The sequence below is a fragment of the Streptomyces sp. NPDC102441 genome, assembly GCF_044765585.1.
Taxonomy (GTDB): Bacteria; Actinomycetota; Actinomycetes; order Streptomycetales; family Streptomycetaceae; genus Streptomyces.
In genome coordinates this window covers 257340-277024 of the sequence record NZ_JBIWKH010000001.1, presented here as the reverse complement: position 1 = coordinate 277024, position 19685 = coordinate 257340, and the positions used below count along the sequence as shown (strand labels likewise).

Below are 19685 nucleotides of genomic sequence, written 5' to 3'. Positions count from 1 at the left end.
CCGTGCTCCGGGTCAGCGTCTGGGACCTCAGCCCGGATCTGCCCAAGCCGTATACGCCGGCCGTCGGACCGGATGCTGAAGCCGGGCGGGGCCTGGCCATCCTCGAACTCGTCGCGGACCGCTGGGGCGGATGCGCCATAGGGGAGGGCGAGCTGGGTTCGGGTGGCAGGACCGTGTGGTTCGAGCTCGCGCTCGGAGCCTGACCACGGACGAGTTGCGTGGCATCGGCGACGCGTGGCTCGCGGCCTCGAAGGCCTCTGCCACCAACTTCACTTCGTGCATCGCTTATCTCACCGACGGCGGCAACAGCGAGTGGCAGGGGGCGATGCACTCCTTCTGCCAGTCGATATGGGGCACGACTGCGTGGGGTGGAACCCGGGGATCGTCGATGCCCAACCGTTGCCGTGACCGCAAGGTTCACCGGCCTGGGGCATGTGCCTTCCTTTGACCGAGCAGACTTTCAGGACCACTCGCGCAAGGGAACTGTCGCAGGAGCGCAGCGCATCACAGGCCAGCGGATGAGCCTTGTCGTCGGGAGAGGGCTATCCTGCGTCGCTCTCGGTCGATCTCGGTGACGACCACCGTGATTTGTCGCCGACCTGGACGACATCTGATGGAGTCTCCACCGGTCTCCAGGCGAGCTCCCGCAGGTGAACCAGTCCCTCGATTCCGTCGGCGACCTGGACGAAGACACCGATCGGGACCAGCTTGGTGACCTGGCCAGGCAGTTTCTGCCCCACCGCGACGGTGTCGGCGAATACTTGGAAGGGGTCCGGCTGTGTGGCCTTCAACGACAGTCTGGCCTCCAGGTTCCACGTGTCGAACTGGAGGAACTCGCATGAGACGCGCTGTCCAACCTGCACCACGTCGGAGGCTTCCTCGAAACGTCGCCAGGACAGTTCAGCGAAGGAGATGAACCCGACGCCGGGGAAGACCGGGTGGGCGGGGCCGTCGTCCAGCGAGACGAACACACCGAACCGTTCGATTGCTGTGACCGTGCCGGAAAGGAAACCGCCGCGGTGCAGTGACTCCAGGAATGCCCAGAGTTCTGGGTTCTCGGACGCTCCACCCATCGCGCTCCCAGCCTTTCACGAGGAGCTGCGCACTGGGTAGGAAGCGTGCTCACGCTGCGGCCCTGAGGGGACGTCCACCCCAGCGGATGGCTTTCTCGCTGCGGATACGGGCGCGTTCACGTCGTTCGGCGGCCAGGACGTCACGGTGGCGGGCGTTGGCGTTGGCGTTGGCGCCAGCGCAGGTAGGCGTGCAGGGCCCGTGTCTGGACGGTGTGGTTGGGGTGGTGGGAGTTGGAGATGGTGAACTGCATCAGCGGTCCGAAGGGGGCTTCGGTCGGGTACGCACCAGGATGCATAGGTCGGGGTAAGCGCAGCTCGACCTTGGTCTTCCTGGCCCAGCGGCGATTACGTCACCGGGCTGGCCGAACTCGGCCTGGAGGTCGAGCCGCCCGCCCCGCTGAGCACCGTCGGATGGCTTGTCGAACTCGCGCGAGCGGTCGACCGGCGCTGACCCGGGATAAAGGCATACGCCCCGCCGCGCGTCCGACCCCTGTACGGACGCGGCGGCGAGGCGGTTCAGGACGCGCGGCCGGCGAACACGTCCCTGGCGAAGAACTCCGCCAGCACCGGAGCGATCGCGTGCGGTGCCAGCTCGCGGGTCTGGCCGGTCAGGGTGCGGTGCCTCGCCCGGGGGATCGCGGCCGCGAGGGCGAGGGTCGTCCGGTGCGCCTGCTCCGTGCTGAAACCACCGGTCACCACCAGGGTGCGCGCGGTGATCGACGCGAACCTCCCTGCCGGGACCGAGCCGTCGCCGAGCAAGGCGTCGTCGTACGCGAGGGTGTGGGCCACTTCCTCCAGGCCGGACCACAGCGGGGCCCGGCGCATCCGGGCGATCGTCTCCTGCGGCACCCCGGTCCGGGACAGATACAGCTCCACGGCGCCGCCCCGGTCCCCGGCCGCCAGCAGCCGGTGCAGCAGCGCGGTGCAGCGGGACTTGTACAGGAGGCCGGCGGGACCCGGGGTGTACGGCGGCTCGTAGACCGCGAGGAGGTCCACGGGCAGCCCCGCGGCCTGCGCCTCCAGGGCCAGCGCCCCGCCCGACAGCATCCCGAACAGGGAGACGCGCTCACCCGTGGCCGCCGCGACCGCCGCCAGGTCCTCGATCTCGCGGCGGAGGGCGTACGGTCCGCTGTCGCCACTCGCCCCGCGGCCCCGGCGGTCGTAGGTGACCACCGTGAGACGCGGAGCCAGCAGGGTGGCCAGCGGTGCCTCGTCGGCCGCGGTGCTCAGGGCACCGCCGACCAGGATCACCGGCGGCCCGTCACCGTGGCGGCGATACGCGATCGACGTACCGTCACGGGAGAGAGTCTTGTCCATGTGAAGGTGGACTGCCGTGCCGCCCCGAACTCATCGCTGCGGCAGAAGTCTTTTTTGACGATCAGTCGGGGACGACCTCCGTGGCGTAGAAGCAGAAGTGGTCCTTGACCGCCGCGACCTGGTCCTTGGGCTCCGGATAGGCCCAGACGAGGTCCGCCGCACCGGGCAGTGACCAGTACGACGCGTCTCCCTTGAAGGGGCAGTGCGTGCGGGTGTCCGAGGGGGTGAGCAGGTCGGCACGGACGTCCTCGGGCGGCAGGTAGTAACGGTCGGGACAGCCCGTCTCGCGCAGCACCAGGGGCCGGCGGCTCTCTGCGAGCACCTGCCCGTCATGGACCGCGCGCACATGTACGGCTTCGGGGCTGACGGTGATGGTGTGTCCTGTGGTGGAGGTCATACCTGGTTCAGCCGCGGAGGAGGCCGGTTTCTTCCCGTGTGCCGGGCCGGCCGTACCGTGTCCGCATGAACATCTGTGTCTTCCTCTCCGCCGCCGACCTCGACGACCGCTACACCGTGCCCGCCCGTGAGTTCGCCGAACTGCTGGGCCGGGGCGGGCACACCCTGGTCTGGGGCGGGTCGGAGAGCGGGCTGATGAAGGTCGTCGCCGACGGCGTCCAGGAGTCCGGCGGACGGCTCGTCGGGGTGTCGGTGGACTTCCTGGCGGCGAAGGCACGGACGAACGCCGACGAGATGGTGACGGCCAAGGACCTGGCCGAGCGCAAGGCCCTGCTCCTGGAGAAGGCCGACGCCGTAGTGATCATGGTCGGCGGAACGGGGACGCTCGACGAGGCGACGGAGATCCTGGAGCTGAAGAAGCACGGCAAGCACACCAAGCCCGTCGTCCTGCTGAACACCGCCGGGTTCTACGACGGCCTGCACCAGCAGTTCCTGCGCATGGAGGAAGAGGGCTTCCTCCCCCTCCCGCTGACCGAGCTGGTCTTCTTCGCCGAGGACGGCGTCGGGGCGCTGGCCTACCTGGAGGAGTCGGCCGGCCTGCGGTGATGCGAGCATGAGTCCATGCCTACTCATCTCATCACCGGCGCCGGATCCGGCATCGGAGCGGCCGTCGCCCGTCGACTCCTGGAGCGCGGCGACGAACTCGTGCTGCTGGCCCGGGACGCGGGACGCGCCAAGGAACTGGCCGCGCTCCACCCCGGGGCCCGCACGCTCGTCGGCGACCTCGGCAACCCCGACCGGCTCTCCTGGGCGTTCGGGCAGCAGCCGATGCCCGAACGCCTCGACTCCCTGCTGCACGTCGCGGGCGTCGTCGAGCTCGGCACCGTCGGCGACCTCACCCCCAAGGCCTGGCACTTCCAGCTCAACGCCAACCTGGTCTCCCCGGCCGAGCTGACACGTCTGCTGCTGCCCCAGCTGCGCGTGACCCAGGGCCACGTCGTCTTCGTGAACTCCGGCGCCGGGCTCGCGGCGCACGCCGAATGGGGCGCGTACGCCGCGAGCAAGCACGGGCTCAAGGCCCTCGCCGACTCGCTGCGCCACGAGGAGCACGGCAACGGTGTCAGGGTCACCTCCGTCTACCCGGGCCGCACCGCCAGCCCCATGCAGGCCAAGGTCCACCAGCAGGAGGGCAAGGAGTACGACGCCTCGCGCTGGATCGACCCCGAATCGGTGGCCACCACGATCCTGCTCGCGCTCGATCTGCCCCGGGACGCCGAGATCAACGACCTGACGGTCCGCCCGGGCCGCTGAGGGGCCGGGGCCCCCGCGCCCCCCGGGCCCGTAGGCTTTCCGCGTGAGCGAGAAGAGCGGGTTCAGCGCGAGTGCAGCCACCGGGATCGGGTCCATGCCGGGGGGAGACGCCCGGGAGGCGGCCAAGACCGTCACCGGGTCCTTCGCCGACGGCCAGGGCATGCCGTATCTGGCGGAGCTGCCGGCACGGGGCCCCGGCGCGGACATGACCGGCCGGACCGTCGGCCTGCTCGTCGAGATGTACGGCCATGTCGAGCCCAGCGGCTGGCGGATCAGCGACCGCCCCGGCCGCGACACCCGCCGGGCCCGCTCCTGGCTCGGTGAGGACCTCGACGCCCTGGAGGAGTTCACCCAGGGCTACGAGGGGCTGCTCAAGGTCCAGGCCGTCGGCCCCTGGACCCTGGCCGCATCGCTGGAACTGCGGGGCGGCGAGGCCATGCTGGGCGACCCGGGGGCCTGCCGCGACCTGGCGGGCTCGCTGGCCGAGGGGCTGCTGTCCCACCTCGCGGAGGTGCGGCGGAGGATTCCCGGCGCCGAGGTCGTGCTCCAGCTCGACGAACCCTCCCTGACCGCCGTACTACAGGGGCGGGTCAGATCGGCGAGCGGCTACCGCACCTACCGTGCCGTGGACCGTCAGGTCGTCGAGGGAACGCTGCGCGAGCTGCTCGCGGTGAACGGCGGGGGCCCCACGGCCGTCCACTCCTGCGCCCCGGAGGTGCCCTTCGGGCTGCTGCGCCGCGCCGGGGCGGGCGCGGTCTCCTTCGACTTCTCCCTGCTCACCGAGCGTGAGGAGGAGGCGATCGGGGAAGCCGTCGAAGGCGGTACCCAGCTCTTCCTCGGCGTGGTTCCCGGTCTCGACGCCGCCTCGGACGCATTGTCGGACCCGGGCGGTAGCGTCAAGGAGGTCAGGACGTTGTGGAGCAGGCTGGGGCTGAATCCGGGGACTCTCGCCGAGTCCGTCGTGATCACGCCTTCCTGCGGGCTGGCGGGGGCATCGCCCGCGTACGCGCGCGCCGCGCTCGCCCACTGCGCCCGGGCGGCGAAATCGCTCGCGGACAACCCTGAGTAACGGGTCGTCGTAGAGGTCTCAATGGGGCAACGGAGGAACAGTCGATGGCCGGCGAAGAGCAGGCGCAGCAGCTGACCGGTGTGCCGGCGGAGGTGCAGGAACGGCACGCACTCCTCGCCGAGCAGATCGAGGAGCACCGCTTCCGGTATTACGTGAAGGACCAGCCCGTCATCGACGACGCCGAGTTCGACCGGCAGATGCGCGCGCTGGAGGCCATCGAGGACGAGCACCCCGAGCTGCGCACACCGGACTCGCCGACCCAGAAGGTCGCGGGTCCCTACGTCACGGAGTTCACCTCCGTCGAGCACCGTGAGCGCCTGCTCTCCCTCGACAACGCCTTCGACGACGCGGAGCTCGCGGCCTGGGCCGATCGCGTGGCCAAGGACGTGGGCAGGGGCGGGTACCACTTCCTGTGCGAGCTCAAGGTGGACGGCCTCGCCGTCAACCTCACCTACGAGCACGGCAGGCTGACCCGCGCGGCGACCCGGGGCGACGGACGGACGGGGGAGGACATCACCTCCAACGTCCGTACGATCGCGGAGATCCCACTCCGCCTCAAGGGCGACCGTGTCCCCGCGCTCGTCGAGATCCGGGGCGAGGTGTTCTTCCCCATGGAGGCCTTCGAGGGGCTCAACGCCCGGCTGGTCGAGGCCGGTGACAAGCCCTTCGCCAACCCGCGCAACGCGGCGGCCGGTTCGCTGCGGCAGAAGGACCCGAAGGTCACCGCCACCCGCCCGCTCCACATGGTGGTGCACGGCATCGGTGCCCGCGAGGGCTTCGACATCGACCGGCTCTCCCAGGCGTACGACCTGCTGAAGGAGTGGGGGCTACCGACCGCCCAGCACAACAAGGTGGTCGAATCCATCGACGAGGCTCGGGAGTTCATCGCCTGGTTCGGCGAGCACCGCCAGTCCGTCGAGCACGAGATCGACGGCGTCGTCATCAAGCTCGACGAGATCCCGCTCCAGGGCAGGCTGGGCTCCACCTCGCGCGCCCCGCGCTGGGCGATCGCCTGGAAGTACGCGCCGCAGGAGGTCAACACCGAGCTGGTCAATATCCGGGTCGGCGTCGGACGGACCGGCAGGGTCACCCCCTACGCCCAGGTCGAGCCGGTCGAGGTGGCGGGGTCGGAGGTCGAGTTCGCCACCCTGCACAACCAGAACGTGGTGAAGGCCAAGGGCGTCCTCATCGGCGACACGGTGGTGCTCCGCAAGGCGGGAGACGTCATCCCGGAGATCCTCGGGCCGGTCGTCGATCTGCGCGACGGCAGCGAGCGGGAGTTCGTCATGCCGTCCGAGTGCCCCGAGTGCGGGACGGCGCTGCGGCCCATGAAGGAGGCCGACATCGACCTCCGCTGCCCCAACGCCCGTTCCTGCCCCGCCCAGTTGCGTGAACGCCTCGCCTATCTCGCGGGCCGTAAGTGCCTGGACATCGACCACTTCGGCTATGTGGCCGCCGCGGCCCTGACCAAGCCCCTGGAGCCCGCCGAGCCGCCCCTGCTGGACGAGGGGGACCTCTTCGGACTGACGGTGGAGCAGCTGCTGCCGATCCGGGCGTACGTCCTGGACGCGGACAGCGGACTGCCCAAGCGCGACCCGAAGACCGGCGAGGAGAAGACCGCCACGGTCTTCGCCAACCAGCAGGGCGAGCCGAGGAAGAACGCTCTCGGCATGCTGGAGGGCATCGCGGCGGCCAGACAGGCCCCGCTGGCCCGGATCCTCACCGGGCTCTCGATCCGGCATGTGGGGCCGGTGGCCGCCGTCGAGCTCGCCCGGCAGTTCCGGTCCGTCGACCGGATCGACGAGGCGTCCGAGGAGGAGCTGGCCGCGGCCGACGGGGTGGGGCCCATCATCGCCGCCTCGGTCAAACAGTGGTTCGCCGAGGACTGGCACCGGGAGATCCTGCGTAAATGGCGGGAGGCCGGGGTCCGGATGGAGGACGAGGGCGCGGGCGAGGACGAGGGGCCGCGACCGCTGGAGGGGCTCACCGTCGTGGTCACCGGCACGCTGGCCACGCACACCAGGGACGGAGCCAAGGACGCGCTCCAGAGCCGTGGGGCCAAGGTCACCGGTTCCGTCTCGAAGAAGACCTCCTTCGTGGTGGTGGGAGACAACCCGGGGTCGAAGTACGACAAGGCGATGCAGCTGAAGGTTCCCGTCCTCGACGACGAGGGCTTCGCCGTGCTCCTGCAACAGGGGCCGGACGCGGCCCGGGAGGCCGCCGTTCCCGCCGAGGAGACCTGATCGAGGCGCGATCGAGACGCGGGCCGACGCGTGGTCAGGCGCATGGGGGGAAGTAGGGGGACGAGGCGGACAAGAGGGGACCGGGGCCCGGCCCTGACCGCATCACCCGTTCGGCGCTTATCAGACAGTGAGTGGTGTGGGACCGCATTCGGGCAAGAGCTGCAGAGCGCTGCCCGCGGGGGCCCTCATCGGCCTACTGTTGAACGAGCACCTGCCGTGCCCGGCCGCGTGGTGGGATTCGGGTCGTGGTGGCATGGGAGCGGGAGCCACCGTGGGACATCGGCACCGCCGGCTGTGAGAGGGACGGAATGAAACCGACCGAGAGCGCCGCACCGGTGTCGCGTCTGCAAGGTTTCGTGGGCCTCACATCAAAGGTGGGCGCCGTCGTCGTGGCGGTCGCCGCGGTGCAGCTCGCGGCCGGGTTCTACCGGACGGTCCACGACGGACACGCGCTCTTCCCCGCCGGCACCGCCGGCTGGTCGCTCGCCCTGCTCACCGGAATCATCGTGGGCCATCTGGTCGCCCTCGGGCGCGACCGCTGGTGGGGCGGCACCGGTTCCGGCGCCGCCCTCACCCTCGCCGTCCTGCTGCTCTACGGCTGGGTGGCCGCAGGGCTGGTCAGCCTCGTCGTCGTGGTGCTCGTCGGCACGGCCAGGCGCCACCGGTGGCGGCAGGGACTGCTGCACGGGGCCGTGGACATACTCGGCGTCGGGGCGGCCGCGCTGGTCCTGTCCGCCTTCGGCGAGGTGCCGAGCGTCGAATCGCCCTGGCGGCCACTCCACTGGGGCATCGACGCCGTACCGGAGGTGCTGCTCGCCGCCGGCACGTATCTCCTGGTCACCCGCTTCCTGCTCTGGTACGCCAGGGCGTCCCAGAGCGGCGGGCTGCCGACGATCGCCCGCACCGCACTGCTGCGCCAGGGGCTCGTCGCGGTCGCGCTCCTCGGCATCGCCCCCCTGATCTGTGTGGTGGCCTCGGCCAAGCCCGTGCTGCTGCCGCTCTTCGCCGTCCCGCTGATCGCCCTGGACTCCACGCTCTGGATCGCCCGGGCACGGGCCGAGGAACAGCTGAGGGACCCGCTCACCGGCCTGCCCAACCGTCAGTGGCTCCTGGAGAGAACGTGGACGGCGCTGGAGGAGGCCGACGGCACCGGCACCAGGACCGCCCTCGTCCTCATCGACCTCGACCGCTTCCGTGCCGTCAACGACACCCTCGGCCATCTCGCCGGGGACCGGCTCCTGCTCCAGATAGCGGAGCGGCTGCGGCTCGCCCTGCCGCGCGGTGCGGAGGCCGCGCGGCTCGGCGGCGACGAGTTCGCGGTGCTGCTGCCGACCGCGGACTCGGCCACCAGCGCCCAGCGCGTCGCCCGTCATCTGGTCGCCGAGCTCTCCTCGCCCCTCGACCTCGACGGACTCACCCTGGTGCTGGAGGCGAGCGCGGGGGTCGCCGTCCACCCCGACCACGCTCTGGACGCCGAAGGACTCCTCAGGCGCGCGGATGTGGCCATGTACCAGGCCAAGCGGGACCGCACGGGCGTGGAGGTCTACGAGTCCAAGCGCGACAGCAACACCCCGGACCGGCTCGGTCTGCTGGGCGACCTCAGGCGCGCCCTGGACGCCAGGGAAGTGGAACTCCACTACCAGCCGAAGGTCCGCTTCGACGGCCAGGTCGCCGGTCTCGAAGCGCTCGTACGCTGGGTGCATCCGGAGCGCGGGCGGGTCCCCCCGGACGAGTTCATCGCGATCGCGGAATCCTCCGGGCTGATGCCCCACCTCACCGAGTACGTGCTCGAGACCGCGCTGGCCCAGGTCGCCCGGTGGCGGGCGCAGGGCCTGTTCGTCCCCGTCGCGGTCAACGTCTCGCCGCGCGACGTCCACACCCCCGGCTTCGCGGGCAGCGTCGCCGCCCGGCTCGCCCGGCACGGCGTTCCGGCCGGTGCGCTGCAGCTGGAGATAACCGAGCACGTCCTGCTGGAGGACCCCCAGCGGGCCGCCGACACCCTGGCCGGGCTGACCGGGCACGGAGTGAAGATGTCGCTCGACGACTTCGGCACCGGCTACTCCTCCCTCGTCCATCTGCGGAAACTGCCGGTCAGTGAGCTCAAGATCGACCGTTCCTTCGTCGCGCGGCTGGCCGTGGACAACGAGGACGCCGAGATCGTCCGCTGCACCATCGACCTGGCCCATTCGCTCGGGCTGATCGTCGTCGCCGAGGGCGTCGAGGACGACGAGACCTGGGAGCGGCTGCGTGACCTGCGCTGCGACGCGGTGCAGGGGTGGCTCGTGGCCGCCGCGATGCCCCCGCAGGAGACGACGGCCTGGCTGCGGGCGAGGGGCGAGCACGGGTGGCGGCGGCCGGCGGACCTGGCGGCCCAGGCCGCGCAGGCGGTGGCCCCCGAGCAGTCGCCCAGGTCCGCGGGGCGCGCGCTGAACCCCGGCCCGGCCACGGCCTGACGGGGCGGTGCGGGGCCCCGGAAGGCGGTGTGTCCGCTGGCGTGTCCCGCGACCCCATAGGATTGGTGTCTTGAATCAAATCTGCCGAACCGAACCCTGAGGATCGCTGCATGCCTGGCATCACGCGCGAGGAGGTCGCCCACCTCGCCCGGCTGGCGCGTCTGGAGCTGAAGGGCGAAGAGCTCGAGCACTTCGCCGGCCAGCTCGACGACATCATCGGCGCGGTCGCCCGCGTCTCCGAGGTCGCCGACCAAGACGTCCCGCCGACCTCCCACCCGCTGCCGCTGACGAACGTCATGCGCGCGGACGAGGTCCGTCCGTCGCTCACCCCCGCGCAGGCGCTCTCCGGCGCCCCGGCCCAGGAGCAGCAGCGTTTCAAGGTGCCGCAGATCCTGGGGGAGGACTAACAGCCATGACGGACATCAGCACCATCATCAAGTTCACCGCGGCCGAGATCGCCGCGAAGGTCGCCTCCGGCGAGCTGACGGCCGTCGAGGTCACCGAGGCCCACCTGGCCCGGATCGACGCCGTCGACGAGAAGGTCCACGCCTTCCTGCACATCGACCGTGAGGGCGCGCTCGCGCAGGCCCGCGCGGTCGACGCCAAGCGTGAGGCGGGCGAGAAGCTCGGCCCGCTGGCCGGTGTGCCGCTCGCGCTCAAGGACATCTTCACCACCCAGGACATGCCGACCACCGTCGGTTCGAAGATCCTGGAGGGCTGGGTCCCGCCGTACGACGCGACCCTGACCACGAAGCTGAGGGCCGCCGACGTCGTCATCCTCGGCAAGACCAACATGGACGAGTTCGCCATGGGGTCCTCCACCGAGAACAGCGCCTACGGCCCGACCGGCAACCCCTGGGACCTCACCCGTATCCCGGGCGGCTCCGGCGGTGGCTCGGCCGCCGCGCTCGCCTCCTTCGAGGCCCCGCTGGCCATCGGCACGGACACCGGTGGCTCCATCCGCCAGCCCGCGGCCGTCACCGGAACCGTCGGCGTCAAGCCGACCTACGGCGGCGTCTCCCGCTACGGCATGGTCGCCTTCTCGTCCTCCCTCGACCAGGGCGGCCCCTGCGCCCGTACGGTCCTGGACGCGGCGCTGCTGCACGAGGCGATCGGCGGGCACGACCCGATGGACTCGACGTCCATCGACGCCCCGGTCCCGCCGGTCGTCGAGGCCGCGCGCAACGGCTCCGTACAGGGCATGCGCGTCGGTGTGGTGAAGCAGTTCGCGGGCGAGGGCTACCAGGCCGGTGTCGTCCAGCGGTTCAACGAGTCGGTCGAGCTGCTGAAGTCGCTCGGTGCCACGGTCGTCGAGCTGGACTGCCCGTCCTTCGATCTCGCTCTCTCGGCGTACTACCTGATCGCGCCGTCCGAGTGCTCCTCGAACCTGGCGCGCTTCGACGCCATGCGCTACGGCCTGCGGGTCGGCGACGACGGCACCCGCTCCGCCGAGGACGTCACCGCGCTCACCCGCGAGGCCGGCTTCGGCGACGAGGTCAAGCGCCGCATCATCCTCGGTACGTACGCGCTGAGCTCCGGCTACTACGACGCGTACTACGGCTCGGCGCAGAAGGTCCGCACCCTCATCACCCAGGACTTCGAGAAGGCGTTCGAGCAGGTGGACGTCATCGTCTCGCCGACGACACCCACCACCGCCTTCCCGATCGGCGAGCGCGCCGACGACCCGATGGCGATGTACCTCGCGGACCTGTGCACCATTCCGACCAACCTCGCCGGCAACTCCGCCATGTCGCTGCCCTGCGGCCTGGCCCCGGAGGACGGCCTGCCGGTGGGGCTGCAGATCATCGCCCCCGCCATGAAGGACGACCGGCTGTACAAGGTCGGAGCAGCCGTCGAGGCCGCTTTCGTGGAAAAGTGGGGGCACCCGCTGCTTGAGGAGGCTCCGTCACTATGAGCGCAATGGCTAAGAAGGCCAAGAACTTCAAGAAGTCCAAGTCCGGTGTGTACATGTCCCTGGGCACCACCGCCTTCGGCGCACTCAGCGTCGTCAAGCAGGCGAGGATGGCCCGCGAGGACAACGACACGCTGCGGCTGATCGACGCCGCCGTATCCGCCGCCGCGATCGTGACCGGACTCGCGATCCTCTACCGCGAGCTCAAGCGTCTCGGCGACGACGACGTCCTGCTGGGCTGAGAGGGAAAGTTTCATCGTGACTGTCATCGACCTGGAGTCGTACGAGGGTGCCCTCGCGACGTACGACCCCGTCATGGGCCTCGAGGTCCATGTGGAGCTCGGCACCAAGACCAAGATGTTCTGCGGATGCTCCACCGAGCTCAAGCAGGACGCGAACTCGCAGACCTGCCCGGTCTGCCTCGGACTGCCGGGCGCGCTGCCGGTCGTCAACGAGATCGGCGTCGAGTCCGCCATCAAGATCGGGCTCGCGCTGAACTGCGAGATCGCCGAGTGGTGCCGCTTCGCCCGGAAGAACTACTTCTATCCGGACATGCCGAAGAACTTCCAGACCTCCCAGTACGACGAGCCGATCGCCTTCGAGGGCTATCTGGACGTCCAGCTGGAGGACGGCGAGATCTTCCGCGTGCAGATCGAGCGCGCGCACATGGAGGAGGACACCGGCAAGTCGACTCACGTCGGCGGTGCCACCGGCCGTATCCACGGCGCCTCCCACTCGCTGCTCGACTACAACCGCGCGGGCATCCCCCTCATCGAGATCGTCACCAAGCCGATCGAGGGAGCCGGCGCACGCGCCCCCGAGGTCGCCAAGGCGTACGTCGCCGAGCTCCGCGAGCTCATCAAGGCGCTCGGCGTCTCGGAGGCCCGGATGGAGATGGGCCAGATGCGCTGCGACGTCAACCTGTCGCTGCGCCCGCACGGCCGCGAGAAGTTCGGCACGCGCTCCGAGACGAAGAACGTCAACTCGCTGCGCTCCGTCGAGCGTGCCGCCCGCTTCGAGATCCAGCGTCACGCGGCGGTGCTGAACTCCGGCGGGACGATCGTGCAGGAGACCCGGCACTTCCACGAGGAGGACGGCTCCACCACGGCCGGCCGCATCAAGGACAACGCCGAGGACTACCGCTACTTCCCCGAGCCGGACCTGGTGCCGGTCGCCCCTGCCCGCGACTGGGTCGAGGAGCTCCGCAAGGAGCTTCCCGAGCTTCCCCGGCTGCGCCGCAAGCGGCTGAAGGAGGAGTGGGGTGTAAACGACCACGACATGCAGTCCATCCTCAACGCGGGCGCGGTCGATCTGATCGTCGCCACGACGGACGTGGGCGCCCCGTCCGACCAGGCCCGCAAGTGGTGGATGGGCGAGCTGGCCCGTAACGCCAACGAGACCGGCCGCAGCCTGGACGAGCTGCCGGTCACCCCGGCGCAGGTCGCCCGGGTCGCGGAGCTCGTCGCCTCCGGCGATCTCAACGACAAGCTGGCGCGCCAGGTCCTCGAGGGCGTCCTCGCGGGCGAGGGCGACCCGGACACCGTCGTCGAGAAGCGCGGCCTGAAGGTCGTCTCGGACGAGGGCGCGCTGTCCACCGCCGTCGACGAGGCCATCGCGGCCAACGCCGCGATCGCAGACAAGATCCGTGGCGGCAAGGTCGCAGCGGCCGGTGCGCTGGTGGGCGCGGTCATGAAGGCCACCCGCGGCCAGGCGGACGCGGCGCGCGTGCGTGAGCTGATCCTGGAGAAGCTCGGCGTCGAGGGCTGATTCACGGCTGAGGGGGCGGTGGACCCGTGCGCGGGTGCACCGCCCCTTCCCGCTGTCCGGTGCCGTCACGGCCCAGGGACAGCGGGGACGTTCACCGCCGGGCCGTACCGCCGTCTTCCCGCCGCCACCCGGAGTGACTAGTTTCCGTGGTGGATACGGAACCGGGAGGCTCAATTGACCACGGACATGTCACGGCGTCGGCTCTTCGCGCTCGGGGGCGGCGCACTCGGCGCCGCGGCGGCGGGATCGTTCCTGCCCCCGTCGCTCCAGGCGGCGATCGCCGCACAGCCCGCAGCGGACAGGTCCGGTGGAGCGGGCCTGGACGCGATCGAGCACGTGGTGATCCTGATGCAGGAGAACCGTTCCTTCGATCACTACTTCGGGACGCTGCGCGGAGTGCGCGGCTTCGGCGACCGCAACGCCGTCGAACTGCCCTCCGGCAGGCCCGTCTTCGAACAGCCGGGCCCTCTGGGCACCACCGTCCTGCCCTTCCCGGTGCGCGAGGCGGCCCGGACGCAGCAGGAGGACCTGCAGTACATAGGCGCCCTCGACCACTCCTGGAGCGGCGGCGCGAAAGCCTGGGCGGACGGCAGGATGGACGGCTGGGTCACCGCGAAGACGGCCGCCACCATGGCGTACTACGACCGCCGCGACCTCCCGCTGCACTACGAGCTCGCCGACACGTTCACGGTCTGCGACGCCTACCACTCCTCGATCCACAGCTCCACGAGCCCGAACCGCAACCACCTGTGGAGCGGCAGGACGGGCTACGAGGCCGACGGCAGGCGGGCCGTGGGCAACGACGCGTACGACGAGGGCTCCCACCCCGGCTACGACTGGGGTACGTACGCCGAGCGGCTGGAGAAGGCCGGGCGCAGCTGGAAGACGTACACGGAGTGGGAGAACTTCACCGACAACCAGATCGAGTTCTTCACCACCTTCAAGGCCATCGCCCGCAAGGCACTGACGCGGACCGGGCACACCTACATGGAGTCCTTCTACGCCACCGTGCGCGACGCGGACACGGCCGGCGAGCGGGAGCGGCTGCTGGGCCTGCTCGACGAGGGTGTCGCCACCCTGACGACGGCCGAGCGCAGCCTGTTCGAGCGCGCGTTGCGCAGGGTCCCCACGGGCACACTCGCCGACGAGTTCGCCGCGGACGTCGCCGCGGGGACGCTGCCCGAGGTCTCCTACCTGGTGCCGTCGGCGGTGGACTCCGAGCATCCGAGCGTCTCCTCACCGGTGCACAGCGCGACGGTCGTCTACAAGATCCTGGACGCACTGGGCAGGCACCCCGATGTGTGGCGGCGCACCGTCGTCCTCATCACCTACGACGAGAACGACGGCTTCTTCGACCACGTGCCGCCGCCGGTCGCCCCCGCCGAGGTGACGGAGGAACAGTGGGAGGGCAAACCCACCGGACTCGGCATACGGGTGCCGCTGCTGGTCGTCTCCCCGTGGACGGTCGGCGGATACGTCTGCTCCGAGGTCTTCGACCACACCTCCGTGATCCGCCTCCTGGAGCGCTGGACCGGGGTGGAGGAGCCCAACATCGGTGACTGGCGACGTCAGGTCACCGGAGACCTCACCTCCGCCTTCGACTTCACGCGCGCGCGACGGCAGCCGGAGACGGGACACCCCGCCGCGATTCCCCCGTTCGGCGGGCGCTGGCAGCCGAAGCCCCCGGCCCTCCAGCGGATGCCCGTCCAGGAACCGGGCTCCCGCCCGGCCAGGCCCCTGCCGTACCAGCCCGACGCCCAGGCGAAGCGGGCGGGCGGGAAACTGCTGGTGGCTCTCAGCAACACCGGACGGTCCTCGGCACACTTCACGCTCCACCCCTACGCGAAGGAGTTCCCCGCTCCGCAGCACCTGGACGTAAGCGGCACGGCGCGGTGGAAGGTGCCGCTGACCGGCGACGGCTACCGCTTCACGGTCACCGGCCCGAACGGCTTCCGGCGGGAGTTCGAAGGGACGGCCGACGGCGGCGCCGAGGTGTCCTCGCGCATCGACGACCATGAGCGCGACCTGCACCTCACGCTCCGCAACAACGGCCGACGGACGCTGACCTACACCGTGCGGCCACTCGGGTACGTCGACGAGGACGACCTGCGTGACTGGCGCCGGACGGTCAAGGTCAAGCCGGGGCGCAGCCGCACGCTCGTGCACTCGGCGGCCGACGCCCACGGCTGGTACGACGTCCTGGTGACGGCGGAAGGGGACGGCTCCTTCCGGCGCCGGCTGATGGGACACATGGAGAACGGCAGGGCGAGCGTCTCCGGCTGAACGGACGGGGCGGCCGGGGAGACGCGGCGGAGGGCGGGCGGACCGGTGGTGTCACCATGGCCACGAACGGGGCCGATGATCAAGACTGGCTGTCAGAGTGACCGCTATCTGGTCATGTAGGGCTTAGCGGACATTGTCCGCTTAACTCACGACACCGGTCCCACCAGCCCCAGGAGCACCTCCGTTGGCCGCCATCGCACGCTGGTGTCTTGAGCACCGCCTCGCCGCCGTCCTCATCTGGCTGCTCGCTCTCGGAGGCACGGCAGGCGCCGCGGGGTACGCGGGGGCCGTGTACTCCAACGACTACGAGGTGCCGGGCACCGAATCGGGCCGCGCGGGGGAACTCCTCCAGACGGGGTTCGAGGACCTGGGCGGGGACACGTGCACCGTCGTCTGGCACACCTCGGGCTCCACCGTCACCGACGCCGGCGTCGAGCGGACGATGACCAGGACGCTGCACGCGATCGGCGCACTGCCGGGGGTCGGTGACGTCACCGGCCCCTACGGAGCGGCGGCTCAGGGCATGATCAGCGCGGACGGGCACACCGCCTACGCGACGGTCACCTTCGACCACCGGGCCGGCGGGATCCCGCCGGAACAGGCGCGGGCCGTCGTCGACACCGCGCGGGAGGCCGCGGGCGAAGGGCTCCGGGTCGAGCTCGGCGGCACCGCCGTCGCACTGACCGAAGCACCCGCCCTCCATCTGAGCGAGGCCATCGGAGTGGCCGTCGCCGCGGTCGTCCTCTTCCTCGCCTTCGGCTCGCTCGCCGCGAGCCTGCTGCCCATCGCGACCGCCCTCGTGTCCGTCGGCACGGCGTACGCGGGCATCGTGCTGCTCGGCCATGTCATGACCGTCGCCGACTTCGCACCGATGCTGGGCATGCTCATCGGGCTCGGCGTCGGCATCGACTACGCCCTCTTCATCGTCACCAGGCACCGGAGAGGTCTGCGGCGCGGCCTGTCCGTGCCCGAAGCGGCGCGGAACGCCGTCGCGACGACGGGGCGCGCCGTCGTCTTCGCCGGAGCCACCGTCTGCGTCGCACTCCTGGGCATGCTGGTCCTGCGCCTCGGCTTCCTCAACGGTGTCGCCGTCGCCGCCTCCCTCACCGTGGTGCTGACCGTCGCCGCCTCCGTGACCCTGCTGCCAGCGCTGCTCTCCTTCATCGGCATGCGGGCACTGAGCCGCCGTGAACGCGGGCGGCTCGCCGAGCACGGGCCGCAGAGCGAACGGGCCACCGGCTTCGCCGCCCGCTGGTCGGCCTTCGTCGAGCGGCGGCCCCGGCTGCTGGGAGCGGTCGCGGCGGCCGTCATGGCCGTGCTCGCGGTGCCCGCCCTCTCCCTGCACCTGGGCACATCCGACCAGGGCAACAACCCCGCGTCGGCCACCACCCGTCAGGCGTACGACCTGCTGGCCGACGGGTTCGGCCCCGGCGTCAACGGGCCGCTGACGATAGCCGCCCATCTCGACGGAGCCGACGACCGTCTCGCCCTGGACGGCCTGCCCTCGGTGCTGCGGAACACCGAGGGCGTCGCGTCGGTCGGCCCGGTGACGTACAACGGCAGCGGCGACACCGCGTTCCTCACCGTCGTCCCCGAGTCCGCACCCCAGTCGCAGCGGACCAGCGACCTCGTCGACCGGCTGCGCCACGACGTCCTGCCGCCGACCGGTGACACCACCTCGCTCCGGATGCATGTGGGCGGGGTGACGGCCGGCTACGACGACTTCGCAGAGATCATCGTCGGCAAACTGCCGCTCTTCGTGGGTGTCGTGATCGGACTCGGCTGCCTGCTTCTGCTGCTGGCGTTCCGCTCCCTCGCCGTTCCCCTCAAGGCCGCCGTGATGAACGTGGCAGCCGTCGCCGCCTCCTTCGGCGTCGTCGTCGCGGTCTTCCAGTGGGGATGGGGGAGCGAGCTGCTGGGACTCGGCAGCTCGGGCCCCATCGAGCCCTTCCTCCCGGTGATCATGGTCTCGGTCCTCTTCGGGCTGTCGATGGACTACCAGGTCTTCCTCGTCGGCCGGATGTACGAGGAATGGCTGGAGACCGGCGACAACCGCCGGTCGGTGCGCGTCGGCCTGGCCGAGACCGGCCGGGTGATCAACTCGGCCGCGGTGATCATGATCTCGGTCTTCCTCGCCTTCGTCCTCAGCGGCGACCGCGTCATCGCGATGTTCGGCATCGCACTCGCCGCCGCCGTCGCCCTTGACGCCTTCGTCCTGCGCACCCTGCTGGTGCCCGCGCTGATGCATCTGCTCGGGGGCGCGAACTGGTGGCTGCCCGCCCGGCTGGACCGGCTGCTTCCGCGCCTCAGCATCGAGCCGCCGGACCGCATGGCACCCCGTGCGAGGATCCCGGGGGAACGTGCGGGAGACGAGGCCGCGGTGGCCCCGCAGCGCGTTCACTGAGACATCACGAAGACCGAGGAGGAGCACTGTGTTCACGGTGTCACTGGGTGACGACGGGGCGGAGCTCCGCCCGCTCGAGCCCTGGCAGGCGGAGGAGTTCCTGGCGCACATGGACCGGGCACGCGCTCTTGTCGACCCCTGGATCCCGTTCGCGGCGGCCGCCACGGACCTCGCCTCCGCCCACGCGCTGCTCCAGCGGTACGCGGACAAGCAGGCCGCCGACACCGGCAGGCTCTACGGCATCTGGCTGGACGGCACGCTGGTCGGCGGCGTCCTCTTCCGGATATTCGAGGCGGGGACCGGCAACTGCGAGATCGGCTGCTGGCTGGAGGCCGCGGGTGAGGGCCGGGGCCTGGTGACCCGCGCGTCACGGAAGCTGATCGACTGGGCCTTCGGCGTGAGGGGCATGCACCGCGTGGAGTGGGTCGCCTCCGCCGCCAACAGGCGCAGCGTCGCGGTGGCCGAGCGGCTCGGAATGACCCGGGAAGCCGTGCTGCGCGAGGCCTACCCGTACCGAGGCAAGCGTCACGACGAGGAGATCTGGGCCGTCCTGGCGCCCGAATGGCGTAAGGGACGGGGCTGAGGGGCCCAGTGTTAAGGAGCTTCTCATATGGGACCCCTAGCGTGCGGCGCATGAACACCTCCCCCTCCACTCCGACCACCGACGACACCGAGGAGAAGAAGGCAGCCGCCGCGGCCCCCGCCGCGACGGACGTGACGAAGAAGGCCGGCCCGGCGGAAGCCGCCGCTCCGGACGCCGTCGCACCGGACGTCACCGCCATGGACGTGGCCGCGACGGACGCGGCCGCGGAGGACGGCCTGGAGACCGATCTGGAGCCCGACCCCTACGACGAGGCCGAAGCGGCCGCGAAGTCCGGGGTCGGAACAGGAGCAGCGGCCGTCGTGGCCGCCGGGCTCGGCGTCATCTCGCTCTCGGGCGCCTGGACCGGACGGGTCGCCGCCGAGCGCGAGACCCTGCTCGGCCAGATCAAGACCGCCGGCGGCGGCAGCGCCTCCCAGCAGATCTCCGAGATCTACGGCGACGCGTGGCACAGCACCGCCCTCGTCAACGGGGTCTTCGCGCTGCTCGCGCTGCTCGTCGGCGTCTTCGTCCTGGTCCGGCCCTCCTTCGGCACGCCTGCCCTCCACCCGCAGGCGGGCTGGGTACGCTCCGTCGCCGTGGCGGGCATCGCACTCGGAGTCCTCGGCGTGCTGATCTCCGTCGGCATGTACCTCGACCTCTTCGTCTCCATGCCCTCGGCGGCGGGCTGAGGCTCCCCGGGCAACCGGCTAGGGTCTTTCGTTTGGATCAGGCTGGATCAGGGAGCGGGGTCTGGTGCGTGCAGCTGCAAGGCGGAGGAGGGAGTCAACGCGGAGCGTTGGCGACTGACGACAACGCCGCAGATGTGCGTGCCAGGGCACGCGAGCCCAGCATGATCCAAACGAGAGGCCTAAGG

The 19685-nt window shown here is 70.8% G+C and carries 17 protein-coding genes and 1 pseudogene; 14 read left to right on the top strand and 4 right to left on the bottom strand.

Annotation, left to right across the window (positions count from 1 at the left end; translation table 11 throughout):
* Nucleotides 1–2: 2 nt before the first annotated feature.
* A complete protein-coding gene (locus tag ACIREO_RS01290; RefSeq protein ID WP_404103309.1) occupies nt 3–203 on the top strand; it encodes a hypothetical protein in 201 nt (66 codons plus the stop codon).
* Between the two features lie 339 nt (nt 204–542).
* On the opposite strand, the gene ACIREO_RS01285 is transcribed toward ACIREO_RS01290, so the two are convergent.
* The 4 genes and pseudogenes from ACIREO_RS01285 to ACIREO_RS01270 form a co-directional block, all read right to left on the bottom strand.
* Entirely contained in the window at nt 543–1073 is a 531-nt protein-coding gene (locus tag ACIREO_RS01285; RefSeq protein ID WP_404103306.1) for a S1 RNA-binding domain-containing protein, read from the bottom strand.
* Between the two features lie 49 nt (nt 1074–1122).
* Nucleotides 1123–1417 (bottom strand): annotated as a pseudogene (locus tag ACIREO_RS01280) (IS630 family transposase); the annotation flags it as partial.
* Nucleotides 1418–1589: 172 nt separating this feature from the next.
* Nucleotides 1590–2390 (bottom strand): alpha/beta fold hydrolase, encoded by an 801-nt coding sequence (locus tag ACIREO_RS01275; protein ID WP_404103303.1) that lies wholly within the window; start codon nt 2388–2390, stop codon nt 1590–1592.
* A gap of 61 nt (nt 2391–2451) precedes the next feature.
* Entirely contained in the window at nt 2452–2787 is a 336-nt protein-coding gene (locus ACIREO_RS01270; protein ID WP_404103300.1) for a DUF427 domain-containing protein, read from the bottom strand.
* A gap of 65 nt (nt 2788–2852) precedes the next feature.
* Here ACIREO_RS01270 and ACIREO_RS01265 point away from each other — a divergent pair, with 65 nt between their 5' ends.
* The 13 genes from ACIREO_RS01265 (at nt 2853) to ACIREO_RS01205 (ending at nt 19500) form a co-directional block, all read left to right on the top strand.
* Complete coding sequence (locus tag ACIREO_RS01265; RefSeq protein WP_404103297.1) at nt 2853–3392, top strand: TIGR00730 family Rossman fold protein; 540 nt, start codon at nt 2853–2855, stop codon at nt 3390–3392.
* A gap of 15 nt (nt 3393–3407) precedes the next feature.
* A complete protein-coding gene (locus tag ACIREO_RS01260) occupies nt 3408–4097 on the top strand; it encodes an SDR family oxidoreductase (protein ID WP_404103295.1) in 690 nt (229 codons plus the stop codon).
* A gap of 43 nt (nt 4098–4140) precedes the next feature.
* Nucleotides 4141–5166, top strand: a complete 1026-nt coding sequence (locus ACIREO_RS01255; RefSeq protein WP_404103292.1) for a methionine synthase — start codon at nt 4141–4143, stop codon at nt 5164–5166.
* A gap of 44 nt (nt 5167–5210) precedes the next feature.
* Complete coding sequence (gene ligA, locus ACIREO_RS01250; RefSeq protein WP_404103289.1) at nt 5211–7409, top strand: NAD-dependent DNA ligase LigA; 2199 nt, start codon at nt 5211–5213, stop codon at nt 7407–7409.
* A gap of 308 nt (nt 7410–7717) precedes the next feature.
* Nucleotides 7718–9862 carry a putative bifunctional diguanylate cyclase/phosphodiesterase gene (locus tag ACIREO_RS01245; protein ID WP_404103286.1) on the top strand — a complete coding sequence of 715 codons (2145 nt, stop codon included), beginning with the start codon at nt 7718–7720 and terminating at the stop codon, nt 9860–9862.
* Nucleotides 9863–9972: 110 nt separating this feature from the next.
* Nucleotides 9973–10269: an Asp-tRNA(Asn)/Glu-tRNA(Gln) amidotransferase subunit GatC gene (gene gatC / locus ACIREO_RS01240; protein ID WP_014048481.1), complete on the top strand. Its 297-nt coding sequence runs from the start codon at nt 9973–9975 to the stop codon at nt 10267–10269.
* Nucleotides 10270–10274: 5 nt separating this feature from the next.
* Nucleotides 10275–11777, top strand: a complete 1503-nt coding sequence (gene gatA / locus ACIREO_RS01235; protein WP_404103283.1) for an Asp-tRNA(Asn)/Glu-tRNA(Gln) amidotransferase subunit GatA — start codon at nt 10275–10277, stop codon at nt 11775–11777.
* Nucleotides 11774–12016, top strand: a complete 243-nt coding sequence (locus tag ACIREO_RS01230) for a hypothetical protein (RefSeq protein ID WP_404103280.1) — start codon at nt 11774–11776, stop codon at nt 12014–12016. Before gatA ends, ACIREO_RS01230 begins: the two co-directional genes overlap by 4 nt.
* A 16-nt stretch (nt 12017–12032) precedes the next feature.
* A complete protein-coding gene (gene gatB / locus ACIREO_RS01225) occupies nt 12033–13541 on the top strand; it encodes an Asp-tRNA(Asn)/Glu-tRNA(Gln) amidotransferase subunit GatB (protein WP_404103277.1) in 1509 nt (502 codons plus the stop codon).
* A 174-nt stretch (nt 13542–13715) separates the two neighbouring features.
* A complete protein-coding gene (locus ACIREO_RS01220) occupies nt 13716–15824 on the top strand; it encodes a phosphocholine-specific phospholipase C (protein ID WP_404103274.1) in 2109 nt (702 codons plus the stop codon).
* A gap of 184 nt (nt 15825–16008) precedes the next feature.
* The gene (locus ACIREO_RS01215) at nt 16009–18228 is read left to right on the top strand and encodes an MMPL family transporter (RefSeq protein ID WP_404103271.1); all 2220 of its coding nucleotides are present in this window, start codon (nt 16009–16011) and stop codon (nt 18226–18228) included.
* A gap of 28 nt (nt 18229–18256) precedes the next feature.
* Nucleotides 18257–18811, top strand: coding sequence for a GNAT family N-acetyltransferase (locus tag ACIREO_RS01210; RefSeq protein ID WP_404103268.1), 555 nt, complete (start codon nt 18257–18259; stop codon nt 18809–18811).
* Nucleotides 18812–18861: 50 nt separating this feature from the next.
* The gene (locus tag ACIREO_RS01205; protein WP_404103266.1) at nt 18862–19500 is read left to right on the top strand and encodes a hypothetical protein; all 639 of its coding nucleotides are present in this window, start codon (nt 18862–18864) and stop codon (nt 19498–19500) included.
* The last annotated feature ends 185 nt before the right edge of the window (nt 19501–19685 follow it).

Coding starts and splice junctions, on each gene's coding strand:
- ACIREO_RS01285 (WP_404103306.1), bottom strand. CDS start 1,073: ATGGGTGGAGCGTCCGAGAACCCAGAACTCTGGGCATTCCTGGAGTCA.
- ACIREO_RS01275 (WP_404103303.1), bottom strand. CDS start 2,390: ATGGACAAGACTCTCTCCCGTGACGGTACGTCGATCGCGTATCGCCGC.
- ACIREO_RS01270 (WP_404103300.1), bottom strand. CDS start 2,787: ATGACCTCCACCACAGGACACACCATCACCGTCAGCCCCGAAGCCGTA.
- ACIREO_RS01265 (WP_404103297.1), top strand. CDS start 2,853: ATGAACATCTGTGTCTTCCTCTCCGCCGCCGACCTCGACGACCGCTAC.
- ACIREO_RS01260 (WP_404103295.1), top strand. CDS start 3,408: ATGCCTACTCATCTCATCACCGGCGCCGGATCCGGCATCGGAGCGGCC.
- ligA (WP_404103289.1), top strand. CDS start 5,211: ATGGCCGGCGAAGAGCAGGCGCAGCAGCTGACCGGTGTGCCGGCGGAG.
- ACIREO_RS01245 (WP_404103286.1), top strand. CDS start 7,718: ATGAAACCGACCGAGAGCGCCGCACCGGTGTCGCGTCTGCAAGGTTTC.
- gatC (WP_014048481.1), top strand. CDS start 9,973: ATGCCTGGCATCACGCGCGAGGAGGTCGCCCACCTCGCCCGGCTGGCG.
- gatA (WP_404103283.1), top strand. CDS start 10,275: ATGACGGACATCAGCACCATCATCAAGTTCACCGCGGCCGAGATCGCC.
- ACIREO_RS01230 (WP_404103280.1), top strand. CDS start 11,774: ATGAGCGCAATGGCTAAGAAGGCCAAGAACTTCAAGAAGTCCAAGTCC.
- ACIREO_RS01205 (WP_404103266.1), top strand. CDS start 18,862: ATGAACACCTCCCCCTCCACTCCGACCACCGACGACACCGAGGAGAAG.